The organism is Halalkalibacter urbisdiaboli (assembly GCF_002156385.1).
GTDB classification, from domain to species: Bacteria; Bacillota; Bacilli; order Bacillales; family Bacillaceae_D; genus Halalkalibacter_A; species Halalkalibacter_A urbisdiaboli.
Window position 1 is genome coordinate 1,253,482 of record NZ_MVJM01000001.1, and the last position, 19,655, is coordinate 1,273,136.

Sequence of the window (19,655 nt, forward strand, 5' to 3'; positions counted from 1 at the left end):
CCCTTTTTGAAGGAATGCCCCGTTAGTCATCCATGAAGCAAAAAATGACTTCACCGAAGATGATGAAAATAGGTTAGAACAGATATAGATTAGTGAGGAAGGTCTAACCAGCGCCTCATTTAAGCTACGCACCCGTTAGCAAAATAGAGCGTCCCTTCATATCGATGAAATAAATTTATTTATTCTTTTTTGACTTTCCAAATAAACCTAACGCAACAGCCACAGCAATACCGATTCCAATCCAAGAGCCTATATCCATCTTTATCCCCTTATAATACGACTTTTCTTATTGCTTCTTTACGGTTTTAGGAATAAAAAAGTTTCACTAAACTGCACCGATACTTGAATAATTGTCAATTTAATTTTAACATTAATTTCCTTTTGTGTGTTACATAAAGAAAAAAGCTTCCCTGTTTATGACAGGAAAGCACCCTTTAGTTTAAGTGAATTTGATCACAAATGGCTTTCATAATAGAATGCTTATTTAGTTTTTCCAGTAAAAATTGTAGTGAGAATGTTGAACAAATCCCAAAGATTTATAAAAAGGGGCATCGGAAATAACATATGCTTTCTTAGCACCTTCGGAATAACACCTTTTTAACGCTTCCAAAACTAAAGCTTTCCCAATCCCCATTTTGCGGTAATGAGGAACTGTGCATACAGGTTCTACATAAGCATAATCAGTTTTGGAATTGTACCAACATCCACAGTAAGCAACATATTCGCCATCTTCATTCACTGCGACTACATGCAGATATGAGTTTAAATGGGAAGCAGATAACATTCTTTTTTGTTTATCAATAGTTTGTTCATCAATGGGCAAATCGCCATCGTTTTCAAATCCATACCATAATACTTTATGATGCTTATACAAATCATTTTTGATATCAAGGTTTCTTACTTCTATCCCTTTAGGAAGCGTGTAATCAAAACTTCTTTCTTCAAATATATTCTCAAGTATGTTTTCAGTGTTTTTATCTTTAACAAACTCATAACTAAGCAATAAATCTTTTGTATGACTATCAGTGATATTTACTGCAATACCTAATCCATTTTCGTTACTAAAGTTTGTAATAGCATATTCTAATATCTCTTTTTCCAGCATTTCATAGCCTTTCTTAACTGCATAAAAGGCTTCTCCAAAGTAATGGTCATAAGTTGTCATACCTACCAATTCATTATTATAAAACCATAAACCTATTTTATCAGCCAAGCTATTATCAAATTCAGGATGAAATACCATCCATTCCCACCTTGCCCAATTCCAATTGATATGTTTGCTGTCATCTTTTGATAATTCAATTAAGAAATCACAAACGGTATCATAAAAAGAACTATCGAAAGTTTTATATACGAATTTCATTGAAATCCCCCTCATATATTTTATTTAACTAAACCCAAATGCTCCTATAGTTTAACATTAATTTCCTTTTTATTGACGAAGAAAAAGGCATCTCTTCTTAAAGGAGTGCCTTCGTTTGTTGAACAAGGAATTCATATAAGTTTAAACTTGCACCTCTAATTTCAGCAATTCATCTAACTGATTTATAACATAACTTGGCTTAACTTCACCTTTAATTTCCTTTTTATTTCGATTTATCCAAACACTCTTAATCCCCATATTCTTCGCACCATTTACATCACTTGAAAGAGAGTCACCAACGTGAATAACCTCATTTTTTGAGAGATTGCTTAACTTTAGAGCTTTTTCAAACATTTCCTGGCGTGGTTTATAGGACTTTACATCTTCACTTGTTACCAATCCATTGACTTTTAATTTATGAAACTCAATTGCAGTTTTTATATCAAAAGTATCAATATTAGAGAGTATGTATATGGGAATGGTATTGTGTCTAAAAAATTCTAAAGAATCATTAAAAATAGAGGGTTTCATCCAATGATTAAACATTAATTCACTTAATGCCTTCTCATCTAACGTTGAGCCAAAATGGGAAAGTGTATTTTTTAGAGAGATAGTTTCTAATACTCTTTGGGTTTTAAAAGTTTCGCCGTAACTCTCTTCAAATAACTTAGAAAATCCCTTCCACCAAAAGCCTCCTATCTCAGATAAAGTGGCTTCAGTTTTTGAATTTTCTTTTATTTGATTACATATGTTTGAAATTATCTCTCCATCATCGTGTACAACAGTTCCATAAAAATCTAAAAAAAATGCTTTAATAGACAATAAATCTCCCCCTTAAAGTTCCTTTTTATTCTTTTAGGCTTATGAGAGCCTTATTTCCTTCTTCCACATTACTGCACCTATACTTCAATAAGAAAAGAGACAATCCCTGCTTCTTGAAGGATTGCAACCCTTTACTTGAATAAAACAGACTGTCTTATTAAGCTTTTTTTAACAAACCAAAAACTCCTGCAACTATAAAACTTAGTGCAATTGCAGTCATTTTTTCTCCACCAACAAACGTATTGTCAGATAAAAAAAAGAAGACAATGAAAACAAAAATACTTATTCCTACAACTGAGTTTATATGGTTTGATTCCGTTTCATTTTTCCAAATTAGCCCAAACAAACCGACAGCTATAACTGCCAATAATCCCGCAAGCATTTCCTCTTTTCTAAAACTCGCAAAGTTTATTTGTAATAGATATAGTGTAGATATAACAATTCCTATTCCTATGTATTTATACATTATCAATCCCCCATAACGAATACTTTTTAATGTTTCATTTTAACCCTAACACACATTACCAATAAATGGGTGGTGAATAAAATCTCTATTTAAGTAAAGCACCCGTTCGTGAAGTAAGCTATTTATTCTCCACCTCGTTTAGGTAGTCCATAAATTTATCATGAAGCTCAGTATCTCCCTTCAATGACTGTCCAGAATCTTTTTCAATTAAGTCTATTGGAAAGCTTAAATTATCGTTATAACCATCAATGAGTTCCATTACTGAATAAAGAACAGACTCGATAATTTCATTCTGTTGTTCTTTTAAATCAATGTTTTCCAACCCTTTTTCTAACTTACTTAGTGAAGTAATAACGCCCCCATCTTTAATGTTTTTCAAAGCATGAAACAATTGCTTTTGTTTTTCATTTAACATCCATATACCTCACTTTCTTTTTAAAACCACACTTAAACTCTTGCACCCGTTACTTTAAGTACAATCCTTCACAAACTCACCACAACAGTTCGTTAGTCTCTTCTTCACATTTATTAGAAATAAGTTTTTATAAACTATCCTGTTATTATCTAAAAAATCCCTTCCATTTAGGAAGAGATTTTCTGCGTTATTTCAGATAGTTCATAAAGGAAGTTTAGTTCCTGTTGGTCAAAATTGGTCTTTCAAGAGAAAGTATATCTTCCTCTATACTCAACATTTTCTGTTCGAACACCTCTTTTGCATCCTTTACACCTTGGTTATAAAAATAAGGACCAATTTCTTTTAATACAAAATCAAGTAGGTTTTCTGCTGCCAAATTACCGATTTCTTCAGACCGTTCATTGTAAAAATAATCTTGCAATTTACTAATAATTTTGTCTTTGTTTTCCTTCGGAAGCCTAATATACATCGAAATCTCCCCCTAATCTTTCAGGTATTCTTTCTTTAATAAACCTCTTAACTAACTCTTGTTTTTCAATTCCTTGAGGTAAAGAAAACAATCGGTTTAACAACAACCAACGTAAAGCTGCTATGCATTCAAAACTTTCAAATTCCAAAGGTATAACAGTATAATTTAATAGAGATTTATAGGTATCTGCAAATATACAAGATGGTTTTTCTCCACTATAAAGCCACAAAAGGAAATAAGCCCACGAAAAATCATAGCGAAAATCACCTATTCTGGCATTTGTCCAATCAATGACAGTTATTTCTTTTTCCCTAAAAAGGACATTACCAAGATTAAAATCTCCGTGTATCAAAGTTGGTTTTCTAATAGGAATTTCATTTTTTAACTGTTGAATAAGATTTGCTATGTCTGATTGAGTGTCTAAACTTGGAAAATAATCATTAATCATTTCATTAAATAGATTACACTCATTTTTTACCTCATTTAATGTAAAAGAACTTTGATGTATTGAGGAAAGTACAGAAGCTAATAATTTCATTTGATTATCTGAAGGTGTTTTAATCGTAGAACCAGCATAACTCATAACAAGATATTGAACACCATTTTCATCAATTCCCCAGGTATATGGAAAAGGTACTGGAAGTCCACTCAACAAACCTTTTTCCAAAAAAGCGAACTGTTTTTTAACATTTACCCTAAAACCTTTCCTCCACTTTTTGATTATACATTTATACTCACTCTCAATAATTAAAATAAATATTTCAGCCTCTTGACCTTCTGAAAGCTTTTTAACCTCTGATAATTCGTTATAAAGCAGAGAATTAAAAAAAATATTTTTAATTTTCCAACTAACTGTTTGAATTTCTAATTTCATAGATACCTCTTTTTTTTTCTATTTACCGACATATCTAATACTTCTTTTTACATTATTAAAACTCCTTTAAAAAAGGTTATCTTATTCAACTAAACTGCCCCGTTACTTTAAGTACATCTTTTCACAAACTCTATATATTAACATAAATATCCAAACCCTTTATTCAAGTATTTGGCCTGTTAAAATAGAAAAAATCCTGTTGCTTAGGATACTACAGGATTTTTTATCAATCTTTATTACAAATGAACAACTTTATTTTAAATAATCAAACTTTGTTTGATTATCAAGACCAAAATCGAAGAAAATCATATAAAATAAGGGTGAAACATATTACTTCTTGCTCAGTAATCGCTCCCGTTAATTCAATAAGGATCTTTAAATATTTTTTAATATCTTTGCTGGATTTCCAGCTACTATCACATTAGAAGGGACTTCTTTCGTAACAACAGTGCCTGCAGCAAAGACTTTTACCCTTGAATAGTTCCTCGCTTGTCTCGGCAATCAAATAGTAAGTGGATAAGACTTTCGTAGTATGGGAGAAAGTCTTCATTTTTGATCATCGTCAAAATTTCTTCCTTGCTTGCCCATTTCACGTTTTGAACCTCTTCATACTGTAGAGTGAGCGTATGTAATTGCACATCTTCTTGGATTAAATAAATGTCATCAAATCCATTCTCAAAGTTAATCGTTAAGTGAGGTCGTATATGCTGAAAATCTACTTTCAAACCAATCTCTTCATGTAATTCTCTTTGCGCAGCAGTTTGACTTGTATCCCCAGCTATGGCACTCCCTCCTGCAGTGAGATCCCACAGATTAGGCCAACCCTCTTTAAAGGACTGCCTTTGTTGAATGAGCATTTCCCCGTTTGAATTAAAAATACATACATGAATAACTAAATGAAAATCCCCAGGTTCAAGTTCTTTACCGCGAACCCATGTGCGATCTGTTTTTCTTCGATTTATATCATACACATCCCATAATTCCACCAGCGTACCTCCAACTTTCAGTAGTCATTATTTTGAGATTAAACCACACCTATATTCAGCTAACGCACTCCGTTTGTTTAAGTACATTTTTCACATTCTTTTATAAATTTTCCTTTGAAACCCAACCATAATACGTTCAAGTGGAACCCATCCAATAAAATTTGGTTTTTCCCAACCTGGAGCAACAGTTAACTTTTCTACATCAAGGTAATTATTAATCCTTACTTTATCCCAAGCATGAATAACCTCTCCATTACCAATAGATAAGCCTACATGCCCCCAATTTTTCCGTTCACCATTAATTACTCCTATGCAATCATAAAAAACAAAGGTTCCTTTTGGAGGTATACCTGTTTGCTTATTAGCCTCGTATAAATCTGCGGATTCTTTTGCAAAATCTCCACCAAAGATTTCAATGTCATTACTTCTTTCTAATGCATCCTCTACAAAAGCCAAACAAATAAAACAATATTCTTTAGAATTCAGATGACCTTTAGCCCAGTCAATTGCATTGTTAATATACTCATCATAATTTTTATCCATTTTATTGTCTCCTCCAACTCATCTCTTTAAGGTGATTTATTCAACAAAAAGAGCCTTACTTCCTACCAAGAAATAAAACAATCTGAGCATTGCTACTTTAACTAAACTGCTACGTTAGCGCAATAAGCCAAAGAAGCTGCCGTTACGACATCTCCCACTCTTTCGCTCAAGCACCTGTTAGTTAAAGAAGCCTTACATATTAATTCAATTTATCACCAGTTATGAGTTCAAATAAGGTTTCTGATACTTTTTCAGGCAGTTTTATATACTTCGCTTCACCTTCTATAACTATTTCAAGTTTATCTCCATTAGGTGTAACCCAGACTGCGTAATTGGATGGGTTTATTCTAAATCGGTACTCAGGTGGTGTAGCCATAGATACAAATACATTTTCCTCCCAATTTGCATTTTCTAAAATTTCTTCAACAGTTTTCATTTCACCCGCATTATCTATCACTTTAACAATTTTGTACCCTTCATCTGTGCGTTCTTCAACTGTTATCAACTTAACTTCCATATTAGTTTCTTGAACAGTCTCTTTTGCTTCTACCAGTTGGTCATTATCTATATAGGAAGCACTACAACCAGCTAAAGTAACTACTCCAATTAACAGGGGTATAGCAAAGTAATTTTTGCTTGTAATCATAATTTTGCCCTCCTTATAAATAAGACGCTAACTTATATACAAAGTTCCACATTTCTCTTTTTCAAGCAACGCACCTCGTTTGTTGAATAAGCTAACATCTTAATGCATTAGTTAAGGCTTTAATTGCACTCATTACTTCTTTAGTATTTTCTTCGCTGTTCATATTGTTTCTTGCGTGAAGAAGAACAGGTCTAACAGACTCTATCGAACGTCCGAATTCGTACATCCATTCATAGCGTGGAACCATCCAAGTATGAAAATGGTGTGTTGTATCTTCATTGTAAAAATAATAAACGTGTTCTATATCTAAAATCTCTCTTTGAACCTTTCTAATCTTTGAAAGAATGTTTATATAGTCATTTCTTTCTTCTTCGGTTAGTTCATCAAAACATTTTATATGACGTTTTGAGGCTAATATTATTAAGCCCCTTATTGGATATGCAACATCTTGATGTGCATGAAAATATTCAGTTTCGACCACTACACCACCTTCAGGTTCAATAAGTCCGCTTGTCAAAGCACAACTTAAACATTCAACTTCTACTGTTTTTCCATTAGATAATGTAATTTTCCTCACTGACGCTCCCCCTAAACATCATATTATGTTCTTTAATGTTATTTATCGTTATTCAACAATCCTGCCCCGTTACTTTAAGTACACTGTTTCACAAACTTATATAAAGTTTAACATAAATATCCATTTTGTTGCTTCCATGTCTTTGGTAGTGTAACAGTAGTAGAGTACATCTCGATGCCTGATAACGTACGTAGATCTACCTCTTTCTTTATGACAATTCCATCCTCTTCTTTGACAGTGGCCTTAACTTTCCCAATTTCAGACCAAGACTTTAATATTGTTGACAAAGAGATATCTGAAATTGTAGTGTACTTCATTTCGTTGCATCTGGTCCTACCGCATTAATATTAGTTTTATTGGTGAAAGATTTAATTTGTAAGTCCCAGTTCTCGATAGGCATAGGTGTCCCACCCCTTCATATAGGGGTAAGTCCTATTCTTGTTGTTATTCCAATAAATCGCAATCGGGATACCCATCCTCTTTATTCTACTATCCTGTCTCGTTAGCAAAAGAAGGGATTGCTTATTGTTCAGCAATCCCACCCGTTTGTTTAATAACACTCAACCTATGCAATTATCTGGAACTCATAATAAAATGTCTGAAAAATAATTATGATTACTAAAAAACAAAGAAAAGAATATCCAACTCTTTTTATTTCGGTTTTAGGTAGCTTGTAATACGTCATATTAAAGTAAATCATTGTATGATAAAAAATGATTGCTGTTATTGTTCCAAACACTATACAATCTAACAGAAGATTTTTAAAATCGCTGAACCCATACAAGAAAAGTTCTACAATAAATAACCCTATGCAACCAACTATAGAATATATTAGAAGCATTTTTAATTTGAAACTTGGTAAACTTTTCTATTAAAAGAGACAACGGAATCCACATAAAAAAATATAATAAAAATCCACCCAATAAATAATCAATAAAGATATATGGGATATAATTCTCGTGATCCTTTATATCTTTAAATACTGATATAACAAAACATAATGTATGAATAACGGAGGCAATTAGTGAGATTTTAAATAATCTTGGAAATAAGTCTTTGGATAAGAATTTTTTCGGTTCGGTCATAATCATCACCTTCCAAAAAACATCAGTAACTGTTATTATTTGCTGGAATTACTTTATTTATTCACCTAACCTGCACCTTTACTTAAATAACCGTTGTATTTAGTCTCCTATGCAATCAAAGAGTTAATTATTATTATAAGTAACGTTTCTTAACGGAAATCTGTCTTTAATCGTCTTTACAAAATCTCTTGAGAATAATAATTGAACTTAAAAGGTAATTCCCTGTGTTGTTAAAAATGTGAAAAATAATTCAGTTCATACCTTTTTCCCAAAATAAACAAAAACACTCACAAACATTGATATATCAACATCTGTGAGTGCTTTATCAGTACCGTCAGTCCCCCACCGTTACTACATGTATGGATTGTCCAAACATCAATATCTTAACTACAATATACTAGTATTAATATTCTTTCACCCAAAGTTATCAAGCAATGCACGTACTTCATCAGTTGACTCTGTGTTCATCAATTGATTTCTTAATTCACTCGCCCCTCGAAACCCACTGACATAGATCTTAAAAAAACGATGAAGAGATTTGAATGGACGTGTTATAAATTGCTTTGAATAGTGATCATAGAGGTCAAGATGCAACCTTAAGAGATTCAGCAATTCTTGACTACTATGCTCTTTCGCCTCCTTTTCAAAGGCGAATGGATTTTTAAAAATACCGCGCCCAATCATAACCCCGTCAACACCATATTGATCAACGAGATCCAAGCCAGTTTGACGATCAGGAATATCCCCGTTAATCGTCAAAAGTGTATCGGGTGCAATTTGGTCACGAAGTTTTTTAATCTCGGGAATCAGTTCCCAATGAGCAGGCACTTTACTCATTTCCTTTTTTGTACGTAGGTGAATAGAAAGGTTAGCGATGTCTTGTTTCAATACGTGTGTAAGCCAGCCGTGCCATTCGTCTACATCTGTGTAACCAAGCCTTGTCTTCACACTTACGGGCAATCCTCCTGCTTTTGCTGCTTGTATTAACTCTGCTGCAACGTCTGGACGACGGATCAGACCGCATCCCTTTCCATTCGGTGCGACATTCGGTGCAGGACAGCCCATATTGATGTCAACACCGCGAAAACCTTCTTTCGCCATTCCAATACTCATTTGCCGAAAATTGTCGGGGTTATCCCCCCATATATGGGCCACAATGGGTTGTTCATCTTCTGTAAAAGTCAAACGCCCACGTACACTATGATTTCCCTCTGGATGACAATAACTTACCGTGTTTGCAAACTCTGTAAAAAACACATCAGGTCTAGCTGCCGCGCTTACTACATGGCGGAAAACAACATCCGTCACCTCTTCCATTGGTGCCAATATAAAAAACGGTCGTGGTAGATCACGCCAAAAGTTATCGGTCATATTCAATTTCAAATCCTTTCATTATCGGGGCATCAGGACAATTCCTGATATGAGCCCAAAAAATAAAAAGCGAAGATATCTCTGCTTCTTTTACACTTATACCATTCTTAAGCACACTTTTTCAAACGATAGAAAATTTTCCTCATTATAATCTTTACTATAAACAAATAAAAGTGCAAAGAAATAGAACAATAAGGGTTACTGTTTCACAAGCTTCCCTTAACATTTCCAGTTCTTCGACTGATAAAGCTTTAGGAAGTCGGTAATAGAACTTAATCCTTCCTCGCCTAGCTCTACTCTTTGAATATATACTTTGATAGAACAGTAGACCATTTATTCTTCGTATTTTCTACTTCGATGTTAGGGTACAACTCCTTTAATGCTACCACTAAATCTGATAATATTTGCTCTCCTATATTCATAATAATCAACTCTCCTTAGATTTTTTAGTAAACTAAGGATTACCTATTCAAGTGCCCAAAATACATTAAACGTATAGGATAGTTCCGTATCTTGCTAGGGTTGATATTCTTTATGCAGAAGAAAGACGACTACGCTTAGCATAATCGTCTCTTAATGGTTGTGTATTGCCAGTATCGTTGGACTGCGCAATAAATGGATCTGTTGTTTTTTCGTCTTTCTTCTTCAAGATTAGCTCCCTTTAGTGGAACAAACAGTGTTATTATTTTTTTCTTGGGATTGAAGTTGTTGTATATTCTTTATCTAGTTTCATTTTTCCAATATACAAGATTTGTCCCAGGTGTTCCGAAAAGTGAGATGTACATTGTAATAAAACATCTAATATCGTTACTTCGTTATCTCGTACCTTTTGTGGTCTTTAATAATCCTCATAACTTAGATTTTTAATTGTTTCATCTAGAATTTTAAAATTATTTTCTATGATTTCTACTGCCTCTTTTTTACTCAATACGTTGTTGCTATTAAATTCCTCATCCCTATTTCTCTTATCTGACAGACCACAGATACCTGACTCAATTCTTTGATGAATATTACCTGCAATATGTATTACCAAATTTGAAATGCTGTTACTTTCTCCATTCGGTCTCCAATTAATATCTTCATCAGAAAGTTGGTTTATTACAGACAACATTCTACTTTTTATTTGTTCAAACTTTGCTAAAAGATTATTAATAATAATTTGATTAACGTCCAACTTACCTCTCTCCTTTTCTAAATAAAAACCTAAGGATTTATTTCATTAGTTGGAACGGAAATTCCTATCTCAGCTATACTCCCATTTTAGCAAGATGTGAGTTGCCTGATGACAACTTCTTGTTCCTCTCATGCACCCGTAAGCGTAGTTTAAATACAACTCTTCACATAAACCGAACTACTTAAAATCGAAAGTTTTATAATCACCAGTATCAGAGGATAATTTCAAAATATCCCCATTCAGGTATCCCTTCAAAGAAAGCACCTATACAACCTGTGGTACATCTGTGACCAGATATAAGAATATTTAGTTCTTTCTTTCCATATTGGTTTTCAAGTTCTTTCATAAAGCTAAATACTCTTTTAACAAATCTATTTGGTTCTTCAACCCCTTGATAGACAGAAGAATCAGGTAATGGACCAGCCATCTTTACTTCATTAATATGTAATCTATCTGCTTCTCCCAAATCAAAGACATCCAATCTATCATCCAATACAGCTGGTTTTCCAGTAATAATTTCTGCTGTTTGTACAGCTCTCTCTTGTGGAGAAGAAAATACAAAATCAAAATCTATATTCCGTAATTTCTCTTTTAAAGCCTTTGCTTGTTCTATTCCGTACTCATTTAATGGTAAACCCAATCTCCCCTGCATTTTACGTTCATTATTCAAGTCTGTTTGTCCATGTCTAATTACATATATCATGTCAAATACCACCACATTATTGAATAATCCTGCACCTTTAGTTTAACATTAATTTCCTTTTTATTAACAAAGAAAAAACATCCCTTGTGAAAGAAATGCTCCTAATTACTTGAATAAGAGTGTATTTATCTTTTTTTCTCTAATGTTTTTATTGCTCTGATTAACCAATACAAAAATACCCAAGGTAATATAAATTTTGTAGACCATTCAATTAAACTAGGAAGAATTGAGCTTGCAATTCCGAAAAACGGTAGTGCAACAAAAAGACCTAAAATGACGACACCAATTATTAAATATGTCTTCATAAACAAAATCCCTCCTCCAAGTATGCTTCACCATAAAATTCCAAATACCTCTCATTTTTATTTTAACATTAATTTCCTAATTGCGGTTATGGATTAAAAATAGAAAAGGCACTCCTGCTTACTGCAGAAATGCACCCTTTAGTTCAATATCATCTCCATTTTTCTACCCTTTGTTGTCATCCCAATTGACCGATAAAATTCAATGGCAGATGTATTTTCCTCGGATACCCCCAATTCAATACTATCAACTTTGAGGCTCCTTCCAAAATCAAAAACGTATTTAATTAGTTTTTTTCCAATACCTTTCTTTCTATGCGTTTCAGCAACGCATAAACTTTTTATAAATAATACTTTCCTTGCTCTAACAAAAGAATTTTCATTTATTTCTTCTTCCTTTGTCACTACAAAGCCCACTATTTCATTGCCGATGGTAGCCACAAAAATATGCTGTTTGTCGTCAATTAACTGGCTTTCAAAAAAATCTTGTTCGACTGGAGTGGAATTCTCTTTGTACAAATCTGGTCTTACAAAAACGTGAAATTTATGAACCTGTCTAAATAAAGGCAACAAAAAATCGTAATCGTTTTGCTCGGCATTTCGAATAGATATATCCATATTTATTTCTACCCCCAATTATATAAAATAAAAAACCAAGCCCCTAATAAAAGGGACGTGGTTAACGTGGTACCACCCTTATTGAAGATAACTCTTCCACTCATTACGAATAACGGTCCGTCCGTTCTTTACTACTTCTATGTTCGTAAAGAAAGTTCAAGGAGGTAATTCGCTCTTCCCTTTGTACTGATTCCCACCACCCATCAGCTCTCTATTACAGGGAGATAAGTAACTACTAATTCCTATCCTAACTTTATATATATATTTTAAAATATTTCCATAAATCATAACCTGAAATTACCATAATTTCAATTAATAATTTTAACCTTTTATCATACGGGCTTCTTTCACTAAACTGCTCCGTTAGCACAAGAAGCGACTGCCCTTGTTGAGCAATCGCACCCGCTTGTTTAAGAACAATTTTTGTTTATTTAATTCATTACCAGTTATTATTTCAAATAAGATTTCCGATTGACTTTGAGGTAGTTTTATATATTTTGCTTCACCCTCAATTATAATCTCTAATCTATCTCCATTAGGTGTTATCCATATTGCGTAATTAGATGAATTTAATCTAAATCTATATTCTGGCGGAAGTGCCATTTCTACTTGTATATTCTCCTCCCAGTCTGCTTTTTCTAATATGTCTAAGATTGTTCTTAATTCATCAGTATCATTAACCAGTTTTAGGGTCGTATATCCTTCTTCAGTGCGTACTTCAACTGTTATTGTTGTTAATTCAACTTTGGTAGGTTTGAACACTTCTTCAGCTTCGTCTGGTTGGTTATTGTTTGTATCTGAACCACTACACCCTACTAAATTTATACCCAATAAGAGTACAAGAGCTAAATATAGCTTGTTTTTTAACATAATATCCCCCTCTAAGTTTCCTATTAGCCACGACAAGTTTATCTTCATCGTCATTTTTCTATTTACAACTGCAATTACTGTTCCTTCATATTCAAATAAAGGCTTATTCTCTCCAAGAATATAGGCATCTATCTCTTCTCCATCCTCTGCTTTTGTATTAGGGATGTAGCCATAGTTTATTGGATAACTGAAATTGTATTTAAGGTGCTTTGAACCCATGGTCTATCTACAACAACCTTTACTCTCTTATTTAGAAAATCTCTATACATTATAATACCTCCTTTTGAAACTGTCATGCCCGTCACTTTAATAAGAACCCCTGCTTTGTTCAAGGATTGCAACCCGTTACTTTAAGTGCAATATTTCACAAAATTTATCATTTGTTACTTGAAATTGATATTTTGCGAACAAATATCTAAGGAAGCACAACTACTAAGTTATGCACTCCCTCGTATCTTATACTGTTGAATCTGGAACATGAGTGGGCCGTGGAATCTTTTGTTTAGTCCAACATATGCAACGAAGTAATTGAATCGATTTCAAGCTGCCAGTCACCAAATGGATCTTCATAGGTGATTATGCCCTGGGTATAGTCCAGGTCTCGAATTGTGCAGCGATGAAAATGGAAATGCCGATTTTGCCACGATTGGATGAAGACGGTGCATTTACGCTCATAGGCTACAAATAGCATATTCATAATGGCTTGTTGTTCATCGGCACTGAGCATCGGCTGCGGATCACTCACGACATTATCAGAATCCCACGCATGCTGCGAAACGAAAAGTCCATCCCACTGTGTATGCCTTTTTCCCTTATTTTCACTAACACTGTTTCTTTCTGTCATATTCTCCCCTCCAATAAGAACATTTGTTCTTATTATACTCATTTTAATTAATGAATGTTCTATTTCCAAAAACTATTTATGTATTATAGGAGTCTAATAAGAAAAGAGAAGAAGCTTTTTTGGCTTCCTCTCTTCCGATAATCGCTCATTTGTAAACTACTGCTTTTCTTTATTGCTCCTGTGTCTTTCCCTACCTATTGTTATAAAATCTATCCTTTATTTTCGTGCGTTACGCATTCTCCTGCTTCAGACTTTCAATGATATTCGCATTCTTTATTTTGATAATTGAATACAGCATTGCTGCTCCAACAATCAGGAAAATTACCACAATAGTAAAAAGAAAACTCATCCACGGAAGAGAAAATTCATACTGGAACGTGTAGCCTAACGAACGGTGCATTGCCAGCATCACTGCTATACTGATAGGCAGTCCATAAGCCAATGCTTTTCCTCCATAAAAAAGGCTTTCGTAGCAAATCATTTTATTAAATCCTGTTGGTGTCATACCGACCGATCTCAGCATAGCAAACTCTCTTTTCCGAAGGGAAATGCTTGTGGATATTGTGTTAAAGATATTCGCGATAGAAATGAGTGAAATAAGTGTAATAAAACCGTAGGTAAAAACGGACATCAGTATAATCATCTGCTCTTCCTGTTGGCGCTGTTGATAAATATTATAGATTTGGATATTTGTATCGTTTTGTTCTTCAATTACTGCCTGAGTTGCCATCGGATCAGAACTAGTTGCATATATGGAAGTCAACCCTTCTTCTTCAGCATAATTCAATTGATCAAACGTCGTTTTTGGAATAATAATTGTTAGACCGCCAAGTCCCGCTTTCTGGATTCCCATTGGCACTTGATCAGTCAAAGCGGCAATTTCAAATGTAGTCAACAATTCTCCTTCAAGCGGCTCATCTGTTTCACTGTAAAGGATCTTATGCAATTCGAGCTCATCTCCTACTTCGGTATTGATGGTTTTAGTTTCAATGATTTTACCAGAAGCTGCGTCGTCGTAAGATATTTGGTCGATTACAATTGCCTTCAGATTGTCTGCAAACGTATCCGCTTCAAAGCCTATTTCTTCAGCATAGGCTTTGAAGCTTGCCTCGTCTAACCCCTGAAGATCGACATAATAACGGTATTTCCCATCTTCAAGGACCGTTTCACTGTTTTCCCATTGCGCTGTTAGTTGTTCAGGGAGCCGATCAGATTCGATAAATGCTTCTGCTTGTGCATATTTGATCAATGATGTCTTTTTGACTTGCTCTAACTGTGCATAATTCATCAAGTCAACTTCGTCTAAATCATTTCCGCTGATTTGAAGATCGAATTGATTGTTTTTTTGGGACATTTCCAAAGATTTTTTCAAACCGTCAGTAAAATAAGTCACAGATAAAAATAATACGATGCTGATGACAAGTGAGAACACGGTCGCCAGATAGCGTTTGCGGTTTCGTTTGACGTTTTTCAATCCGATCTCCGCTTCAAGACCGAACACTTTCCGGACCCATTTGGACGTCTTGACATTTTTTTCAGCCAACTTGATATCCTGAGTTTGGCGCATGGCATCAATTGCTGATATTTTGGATGCCTTTTTTGCGGGTACATAAGTAGAGATGAAAATGGTTAGAATCGAAATACCGCTTGCCATAATCAGAGAAGCCGGTGTAACAACCAGTTCCAGCTTTTCCGTAATATTGAGTGCATTTTCGATCAGTGGATTGATAAAGACAAATGTCAGTCCAATTCCTCCAAGCCCGGCCAAAAGGCCAATCGGAATACTGATGATCCCAATCACTGCGCCTTCAAAAAATACAGAATTTCGTTTTTGCTTTTTCGTCGCCCCTACGCTCGATAGCATGCCTAGATGTCTGGCTCGCTCAGACACACTGATCGCAAATGCATTATAAATTAATGCCACCGAGCCGATTAGAATAATCAGCATAATAATAGCTGCTAAAGAAAAAAGCGTAACTCGCAGATTGTCATTATCTGTCAAGCCGTAGTAGCGAAGCAGCTCGGAATTGAACTGAACGCCATCAATCCCATTCATATTCGCCAGTATATTGGCATGGTCAAAAAGTTCTGATTCCAGCTTGGAAACAAGCACAAAAACGTCAAGTGCCTGTCCCTCAGCAGCGCTGGCTTTATCTACATATCCAATCACCGTATAGCCTGGTGACCAAGCTGGTTCCCAATCAGGCCGTTTAATCACACCTACAATTGTTACAGTTTTGGACTCTAAATTATCTAGCTTTTCAAAGATTTCACCTTCGTTGATTTGAAGTGAGTCCATTTGCGATAACAGCTTGTTATCGTTTATCTGGACCCGCTCACCGACTTCAACAGTCAGCTGATCGCCGATTTCAAAAGGTAATTCAACATTATCTTGAATCACCTCTGAAATAGCGACTTCTTCTTCCGTATTCGGCAAACGTCCTTCAGAGACAGTAATCGGAAACTGTGCCATTCCCTCTTCATCGTAGTTTTTGAAATACAAATACGGCTTGTACTCATTTTCGGAACCTTTCAAGTTCGCGTATCCGTCGCTTGAGAAAACCACTTTTTTTGTGTCACTATCCTGTTCAATCACTTCGATCTGCTCTTCCGTCACATTTTCGTATTGGACATGCCATTCGCCGTTTTTCTCAATTTCCTTGCGAACCATCAAATCAAGAAACGATACCCCCAGTGTGGCCACTGCTGTGATCATTGCAACAGAAATGATGACCCCGATAATTGTCACAAGCGAGCGGCGTTTGTTCTGCTTTAAATGACGGATGGTGACTTTATTGATGATATTCATAGTCGGATAACCTCATCTTTTGCTACTTTACCGTCTTCTATGGAAATAATGCGGTCGGCCTGCAGAGCGATGCGCTCATCGTGAGTGATCACTATCAAAGTCTGTTTGTATGTCTTATTGAACATTTTCAACAGATCCATTATTTCTTCGCTGTTTTTACTATCAAGGTTGCCAGTCGGTTCATCTGCTAGCATAATTGATGGATTGCTGATAAGTGCCCGCCCGATTGATACCCGCTGTTGCTGGCCGCCGGAGAGCTGATTAGGCAGGTGGGACAACCGGTTCTCAAGCCCTAATGCGTTCGAAATTTTGTTGAATTGCAGCGGATCAACTTTTTGCTCGTCCAGCAACATAGGCAAGGTAATATTTTCTTCGACGGTCAAAATCGGAATCAAATTGTAAAATTGATAGATCAAACCGATTTGCCGACGCCTGAAAATGGCAAGTTGGGTTTCGTCCAACGCATAAATGTCCGTTTGGTCGATTGATACATTTCCACTCGTTGGCTGATCGACTCCGCCCAGCAAATGGAGCAATGTCGATTTTCCCGAACCCGATGGACCGATAATGCAAATAAACTCACCTTTGTTCACTGAAAACGACACATCATCAAGCGCAGCCACAGCTGTTTCGCCTTCACCGTATACTTTTGATAGATTCTTCACTTCTACAATCGTCATTAGAAAACCTCCATTATGTCAATCTCTAGTTTCAGTATAACGAGACTACATGACTGCGAGGTGACTCGAAGGTGACAGTTCGGTCACTTTGCAAAATACACAAAAAAGCAGGAGCAATTTAAACTACCTGCTTGTAGAATTTAATATGGAAGACCGTGCCCATCTCCGGTTCGCTCCTCACTTCGATATCTCCTTGTTGGCTAGTGATGATACTATAAGCCATGGCAAGACCAATGCCGACACTCTCATCGCTTGCATTCCTACCTTTGTAGAAGCGTTTGAAGATATGCGGCAAGTCCTGTTTTGATATGCCGCTCCCATTATCCATTATTATAATTTCAGTATAAAGTATATTTTCGGTGTAACGAATAGACAGCTTTCCACCAGGGGCGGTATGTTCAACACAGTTTTTCAAAATATTGATTAGCGCTTCAGTGGTCCAGTTCAGATCTCCTGAAAATGTAGTAAGGTTGTCCCCTTGGATGTCTATTTGCTGCATTTTAATATCCATTGGCACCAAAAGGGGTTCGATCGCTTTTTCGATGAGCTTCATAACCATTATTGGCTCTTTCTTGAAAGCAATAGTACCGGCATCAATTTTTGATAACTTGAGGAGCGACGAAACAAGCCATTCCATCCGTTTCAACTGAATATTCAAATTCCGAGTGAATTCAGTGCGTTTTTCATCACCGAGACGGCTGTCACTTAACAAATCTGCCATGACCATCATGGAGGTGAGTGGCGTTTTCAATTGATGGGAGATATCAGAGATAGCGTTCGTCAGTTTTTCTTTGTCTTCATGAAGTGTGGTACTTTGCTCTGATAATCTTGTCGTTACTTTGTAGATTTGGCTTTTAAGCAAGCTCAATTCTCCTTCAGTATTGTCCCGAACATCCAACTGGTAATCGCCATTGCTGATCTTTTGTAGATAGCCTGACAGCCTATCGATCTCCTTATAGCGCCACCACGTGAAAATTCCAGTAGTTGCAATCAATACTATGGAGATGGCAAACACACTCCAACTGGCTGCAGCAGAACCGAAAATAGCTGCAAGCAACACACCAGCTAAGCTAAAAAAAGCAAGTACAGTTAAGAATAGTTGGATTTCACGATTTCGTAGCAAGCTCAATCACCTGCCTTGTAGCCCATACCTCGGATGGTCTTGATGAGAGTGGGCTGTCCGGGATCGACCTCGAGTTTTTCACGCAATCGCTTGATATAAACCGTCAATGTATTGTCGTTGACAAAATCTCCACCGACATCCCAGATCCGATCAAGCAACTGAGCTCTCGTGATAACCTGTCCGACGTGGTTAGCAAAAATCAACAACAGCCGATACTCTAAAGCCGTTAAAAAAATTTCGTTGCCGCCTTTACGTACTTTCCCATTCACTGTGTCCACTTGGACATCTCCCAGTTGCATGATAGATTTAGATGGACTCTTGTGCTGGTAGCGGCGCAGCACCGAATTGATGCGCGATTGAAGTTCACGTATGCGGAATGGCTTAGTGATGTAATCATCGGCTCCCATGTCTAAGCCCATGACCACGTTCACTTCATCATCAAACGCCGTAAGAAAAATGACAGGAATGTCTCGCTTCGTCTTAGCCAGCGTGCATAAATCATAGCCGCTTCCATCTGGCAAAGATAAATCGAGCAAACATAAATCAATGTCGCTGAGCTGTTGTTCGATTGCAGTTTTTGCTGAAGCCGCTGTATGGCACAAAATTGTGTGGAAACCTTCTTGTTGCAGCGAATATATTAATCCGGAAGCTATGGTGCGATCGTCTTCGACAACTAGGATATTCATGTGATTCCCCCTATCATTTCATTTTAAGTTTTATTAAATTAAAAAGCATGTATCGTAAATTCCTATCGAATCTACGATACATGCTTTTGCTTTCTATGACCAGAGATTTCTTTTTTGTTTTGAAGCAATTCAGTTATGAGTTGCTCTAGCGACTCAATTTTAAGGTAGCATCTCCTTTTGTTTCCTTTGACATACCATGTAAGTTTTACTAAATGAACATAAGTATATT

21 protein-coding genes, 3 pseudogenes and 1 other annotated feature are annotated in these 19,655 nt (G+C 35.7%); all 24 genes and pseudogenes read right to left on the reverse strand.

Translation table 11 applies throughout. From position 1 onward, the window contains the following. Positions 1-484 precede the first annotated feature (484 nt). Positions 485-1,363, reverse strand: a complete 879-nt coding sequence (locus B1R93_RS06240; protein ID WP_088103070.1) for a GNAT family N-acetyltransferase — start codon at positions 1,361-1,363, stop codon at positions 485-487. Positions 1,364-1,504: 141 nt separating this feature from the next. After that, positions 1,505-2,185 (reverse strand): HAD family hydrolase, encoded by a 681-nt coding sequence (locus B1R93_RS06245; RefSeq protein WP_088103071.1) that lies wholly within the window; start codon positions 2,183-2,185, stop codon positions 1,505-1,507. Between the two features lie 157 nt (positions 2,186-2,342). Continuing rightward, positions 2,343-2,651, reverse strand: a complete 309-nt coding sequence (locus B1R93_RS06250) for a hypothetical protein (protein ID WP_088103072.1) — start codon at positions 2,649-2,651, stop codon at positions 2,343-2,345. A gap of 118 nt (positions 2,652-2,769) precedes the next feature. Further along, entirely contained in the window at positions 2,770-3,066 is a 297-nt protein-coding gene (locus B1R93_RS06255; RefSeq protein WP_088103073.1) for a hypothetical protein, read from the reverse strand. Between the two features lie 214 nt (positions 3,067-3,280). Next, on the reverse strand, positions 3,281-3,535 hold the full coding sequence (locus B1R93_RS06260) for a DUF2164 domain-containing protein (RefSeq protein ID WP_088103074.1): 255 nt from the start codon (positions 3,533-3,535) through the stop codon (positions 3,281-3,283). Beyond that, the gene (locus B1R93_RS06265) at positions 3,525-4,409 is read right to left on the reverse strand and encodes a phosphotransferase family protein (protein WP_088103075.1); all 885 of its coding nucleotides are present in this window, start codon (positions 4,407-4,409) and stop codon (positions 3,525-3,527) included. The genes B1R93_RS06260 and B1R93_RS06265 overlap by 11 nt, the downstream gene beginning before the upstream one ends. 375 nt (positions 4,410-4,784) lie before the next feature. Beyond that, positions 4,785-4,874: pseudogene (locus B1R93_RS23345) on the reverse strand (sugar O-acetyltransferase); the annotation flags it as partial. A 2-nt stretch (positions 4,875-4,876) separates the two neighbouring features. After that, positions 4,877-5,395, reverse strand: coding sequence for an NUDIX hydrolase (locus B1R93_RS06270; protein ID WP_088103076.1), 519 nt, complete (start codon positions 5,393-5,395; stop codon positions 4,877-4,879). Between the two features lie 90 nt (positions 5,396-5,485). Beyond that, the gene (locus B1R93_RS06275; RefSeq protein ID WP_088103077.1) at positions 5,486-5,938 is read right to left on the reverse strand and encodes an NlpC/P60 family protein; all 453 of its coding nucleotides are present in this window, start codon (positions 5,936-5,938) and stop codon (positions 5,486-5,488) included. A gap of 199 nt (positions 5,939-6,137) precedes the next feature. After that, on the reverse strand, positions 6,138-6,584 hold the full coding sequence (locus B1R93_RS06280) for a hypothetical protein (RefSeq protein WP_088103078.1): 447 nt from the start codon (positions 6,582-6,584) through the stop codon (positions 6,138-6,140). A gap of 91 nt (positions 6,585-6,675) precedes the next feature. Beyond that, entirely contained in the window at positions 6,676-7,161 is a 486-nt protein-coding gene (locus tag B1R93_RS06285) for an HIT family protein (RefSeq protein WP_088103079.1), read from the reverse strand. Positions 7,162-7,268: 107 nt separating this feature from the next. Beyond that, the gene (locus tag B1R93_RS06290; protein ID WP_088103080.1) at positions 7,269-7,478 is read right to left on the reverse strand and encodes a hypothetical protein; all 210 of its coding nucleotides are present in this window, start codon (positions 7,476-7,478) and stop codon (positions 7,269-7,271) included. A 1,182-nt stretch (positions 7,479-8,660) separates the two neighbouring features. Further along, positions 8,661-9,617 (reverse strand): tRNA dihydrouridine synthase, encoded by a 957-nt coding sequence (locus tag B1R93_RS06300; RefSeq protein WP_088103082.1) that lies wholly within the window; start codon positions 9,615-9,617, stop codon positions 8,661-8,663. 293 nt (positions 9,618-9,910) lie between these two features. Then, positions 9,911-10,039 (reverse strand): hypothetical protein, encoded by a 129-nt coding sequence (locus B1R93_RS23610; protein WP_280949458.1) that lies wholly within the window; start codon positions 10,037-10,039, stop codon positions 9,911-9,913. Positions 10,040-10,299: 260 nt separating this feature from the next. Next, positions 10,300-10,791, reverse strand: a pseudogene (locus B1R93_RS23350) (DUF1572 family protein). A 177-nt stretch (positions 10,792-10,968) separates the two neighbouring features. Further along, positions 10,969-11,494 (reverse strand): annotated as a pseudogene (locus B1R93_RS06315) (histidine phosphatase family protein). A 125-nt stretch (positions 11,495-11,619) separates the two neighbouring features. Further along, positions 11,620-11,799, reverse strand: coding sequence for a hypothetical protein (locus B1R93_RS06320; protein ID WP_088103084.1), 180 nt, complete (start codon positions 11,797-11,799; stop codon positions 11,620-11,622). Between the two features lie 138 nt (positions 11,800-11,937). Further along, positions 11,938-12,414, reverse strand: coding sequence for a GNAT family N-acetyltransferase (locus tag B1R93_RS06325; protein ID WP_088103085.1), 477 nt, complete (start codon positions 12,412-12,414; stop codon positions 11,938-11,940). A gap of 48 nt (positions 12,415-12,462) precedes the next feature. After that, positions 12,463-12,672: a binding site (T-box leader), on the reverse strand. Between the two features lie 105 nt (positions 12,673-12,777). Beyond that, positions 12,778-13,503, reverse strand: coding sequence for an inorganic diphosphatase (locus B1R93_RS06330; protein ID WP_088103086.1), 726 nt, complete (start codon positions 13,501-13,503; stop codon positions 12,778-12,780). A 283-nt stretch (positions 13,504-13,786) separates the two neighbouring features. Further along, positions 13,787-14,128 carry a YolD-like family protein gene (locus B1R93_RS06335; protein ID WP_165763744.1) on the reverse strand — a complete coding sequence of 114 codons (342 nt, stop codon included), beginning with the start codon at positions 14,126-14,128 and terminating at the stop codon, positions 13,787-13,789. A 229-nt stretch (positions 14,129-14,357) separates the two neighbouring features. Next, the gene (locus tag B1R93_RS06340) at positions 14,358-16,937 is read right to left on the reverse strand and encodes an ABC transporter permease (protein ID WP_088103088.1); all 2,580 of its coding nucleotides are present in this window, start codon (positions 16,935-16,937) and stop codon (positions 14,358-14,360) included. Further along, on the reverse strand, positions 16,934-17,617 hold the full coding sequence (locus tag B1R93_RS06345) for an ABC transporter ATP-binding protein (protein WP_088103089.1): 684 nt from the start codon (positions 17,615-17,617) through the stop codon (positions 16,934-16,936). The genes B1R93_RS06340 and B1R93_RS06345 overlap by 4 nt, the downstream gene beginning before the upstream one ends. Before the next feature lie 118 nt (positions 17,618-17,735). After that, positions 17,736-18,740 carry a sensor histidine kinase gene (locus tag B1R93_RS06350; protein ID WP_088103090.1) on the reverse strand — a complete coding sequence of 335 codons (1,005 nt, stop codon included), beginning with the start codon at positions 18,738-18,740 and terminating at the stop codon, positions 17,736-17,738. 2 nt (positions 18,741-18,742) lie between these two features. Next, a complete protein-coding gene (locus B1R93_RS06355; RefSeq protein WP_088103091.1) occupies positions 18,743-19,426 on the reverse strand; it encodes a response regulator transcription factor in 684 nt (227 codons plus the stop codon). Between the last annotated feature and the right edge of the window lie 229 nt (positions 19,427-19,655).

Excerpts from the sequence above, each read along its gene's own strand:
- B1R93_RS06240 (WP_088103070.1), bottom strand. The coding sequence starts at position 1,363 with ATGAAATTCGTATATAAAACTTTCGATAGTTCTTTTTATGATACCGTT.
- B1R93_RS06250 (WP_088103072.1), bottom strand. The coding sequence starts at position 2,651 with ATGTATAAATACATAGGAATAGGAATTGTTATATCTACACTATATCTA.
- B1R93_RS06255 (WP_088103073.1), bottom strand. The coding sequence starts at position 3,066 with ATGTTAAATGAAAAACAAAAGCAATTGTTTCATGCTTTGAAAAACATT.
- B1R93_RS06260 (WP_088103074.1), bottom strand. The coding sequence starts at position 3,535 with ATGTATATTAGGCTTCCGAAGGAAAACAAAGACAAAATTATTAGTAAA.
- B1R93_RS06265 (WP_088103075.1), bottom strand. The coding sequence starts at position 4,409 with ATGAAATTAGAAATTCAAACAGTTAGTTGGAAAATTAAAAATATTTTT.
- B1R93_RS06275 (WP_088103077.1), bottom strand. The coding sequence starts at position 5,938 with ATGGATAAAAATTATGATGAGTATATTAACAATGCAATTGACTGGGCT.
- B1R93_RS06280 (WP_088103078.1), bottom strand. The coding sequence starts at position 6,584 with ATGATTACAAGCAAAAATTACTTTGCTATACCCCTGTTAATTGGAGTA.
- B1R93_RS06290 (WP_088103080.1), bottom strand. The coding sequence starts at position 7,478 with ATGAAGTACACTACAATTTCAGATATCTCTTTGTCAACAATATTAAAG.
- B1R93_RS06300 (WP_088103082.1), bottom strand. The coding sequence starts at position 9,617 with ATGACCGATAACTTTTGGCGTGATCTACCACGACCGTTTTTTATATTG.
- B1R93_RS23610 (WP_280949458.1), bottom strand. The coding sequence starts at position 10,039 with ATGAATATAGGAGAGCAAATATTATCAGATTTAGTGGTAGCATTAAAG.
- B1R93_RS06320 (WP_088103084.1), bottom strand. The coding sequence starts at position 11,799 with ATGAAGACATATTTAATAATTGGTGTCGTCATTTTAGGTCTTTTTGTT.
- B1R93_RS06325 (WP_088103085.1), bottom strand. The coding sequence starts at position 12,414 with ATGGATATATCTATTCGAAATGCCGAGCAAAACGATTACGATTTTTTG.
- B1R93_RS06330 (WP_088103086.1), bottom strand. The coding sequence starts at position 13,503 with ATGGGTTCAAAGCACCTTAAATACAATTTCAGTTATCCAATAAACTAT.
- B1R93_RS06335 (WP_165763744.1), bottom strand. The coding sequence starts at position 14,128 with ATGACAGAAAGAAACAGTGTTAGTGAAAATAAGGGAAAAAGGCATACA.
- B1R93_RS06340 (WP_088103088.1), bottom strand. The coding sequence starts at position 16,937 with ATGAATATCATCAATAAAGTCACCATCCGTCATTTAAAGCAGAACAAA.
- B1R93_RS06345 (WP_088103089.1), bottom strand. The coding sequence starts at position 17,617 with ATGACGATTGTAGAAGTGAAGAATCTATCAAAAGTATACGGTGAAGGC.
- B1R93_RS06355 (WP_088103091.1), bottom strand. The coding sequence starts at position 19,426 with ATGAATATCCTAGTTGTCGAAGACGATCGCACCATAGCTTCCGGATTA.